The organism is Dietzia sp. B19 (genome assembly GCF_014145155.1).
GTDB lineage: Bacteria > Actinomycetota > Actinomycetes > Mycobacteriales > Mycobacteriaceae > Dietzia > Dietzia natronolimnaea.
This window is the reverse complement of record NZ_JAALED010000549.1, coordinates 1-1,537: the sequence shown is the minus strand read 5'-3', so window position 1 is coordinate 1,537 and position 1,537 is coordinate 1. Positions and strand designations below refer to the sequence as shown.

Genomic DNA, 1,537 nt, shown 5'->3' with positions numbered 1-1,537 from the left:
GCCGCACGCCCTCGGCGGTGCCGTGGTCCGCGGCGGAGGCCGTCCTGTCGGCCAGGCCGATCACCCCGCGGTGGACGAGCCCGTTGATCGACAGCACGGCGATGAGGACCACGAGACCCAGCGCCACGACGCGGGCGAGTGGGGCCGGGACGTGAGGTGCGGCGATCCGGGTCAGCGCCGCCGTGCCACGCCGGATCCCCCTGGCCGCCGCGAGGATGACCGTCGCGACCAGTAGTGACAGCACCAGGACGAGCAGGTAGTTGGCGCGGTCGATGCGCTCGACGCCGGCCAGGTCCCGGGTGATCTGCTGCCACCAGGACCCCAGGACCAGGAACGTCGGGACGGTCACCGCGGCCGTGACGGCCAGGGACCACCACCCGATCCTGCGCAGGCGGGCGGAATGGTCCGGGGAGACCCCGCAGGAGCGGACCGCCCATGCGATCAGGCAGCCCAGACCGTACCCGGTCGCGAGGCTGATCCCGGTCGCCACGGCCTGCAGGGGCCACACCCGCGGCAACAGGGAGGGCGTCATGGACCACACGAAGAACAGCAGCGCGACGGCCAGTCCGACCGGGTGCAGGGAACGGGTGAAGCCGCGGATCGTCTCCGTCGACGGTGTCGTGGTCAAGACCGGTCCAGGGGTGAGAAGACCGTGGCGGAGCGCCAGGCGCGTGAGCGGAGTCTATCCCCGCGCACGCGCCCCGCGGCTCAGCTCTCGAGGTGGAGCCCCAGTTCGCGCGCCGCGAGCGCGGCGTACTTGGAGGTCTGCTCGAACGCCGACTCCAGGGGGTTCGCGTCGGTGACGTCGGCGATCTCGTTCCACCGCTCGGCCACGACCTCGGGGGTGCGGGCGTTGTCCGGGAGGTAGACCCCGCGGCTCTCGACCATCTGGGAAACGGCGAACACGCCGGCGCCGGCACCGAGGATGGTCTTGGTGGGCGCGTCCTCGCTGACCATGAACAGGGCGCCGGGCGCGATGGTCTCCGGGCCCATGATGTCCAGGACCCGCTGTGGGAGCAGGTCCTCGGTCATGCGGGTGGCGGCCGTGGGGGCGATGGAGTTGACCTTGATGTTCTTCTTGGCGCCCTCGATGGCGAGCACGTTCATCAGGCCGACCAGGCCGGACTTGGCGGCGGCGTAGTTGCTCTGGCCGAAGTTGCCGTAGATACCCGAGGACGAGGTGGTCATGAGGATGCGGCCGTATCCGGCCTCGGCCATGTGGGGCCAGACGGCCTTGGTGCAGTTGACCGAGCCCATGAGGTGGACCTCGAGGACCTTGCGGAAGTCGTCGTTGTCCATCTTGGCGAACGACTTGTCGCGCAGGATGCCGGCGTTGTTCATGAGGATGTCGATGCGCCCCCACTTGTCGATGACCGAGGAGACCAGCGCGTCGACCGCGGCCTCGTCGGTGATGTCGTTGCCGTCGACCATGGCCTCGCCGCCGGTGGCGACGATCTCGTCGACGACGCGCTGGGCCGGGGAGGTGGTGCCACCCTCGCCGTGGACGTCGCCGCCGAGGTCGTTGACGACGACCTTG

General features: G+C 70.3%; 2 protein-coding genes. Both read right to left on the bottom strand.

The window, feature by feature from the left end:
* A partial coding sequence (locus G6020_RS15070) for an alpha/beta-hydrolase N-terminal domain-containing protein (RefSeq protein WP_277815294.1) occupies positions 1 to 628 on the bottom strand: 628 nt, incomplete at its 3' end.
* An 80-nt stretch (positions 629 to 708) separates the two neighbouring features.
* Positions 709 to 1,537 (bottom strand): SDR family NAD(P)-dependent oxidoreductase (locus tag G6020_RS15065; protein ID WP_182611179.1); only part of this gene is annotated, 829 nt, incomplete at its 5' end.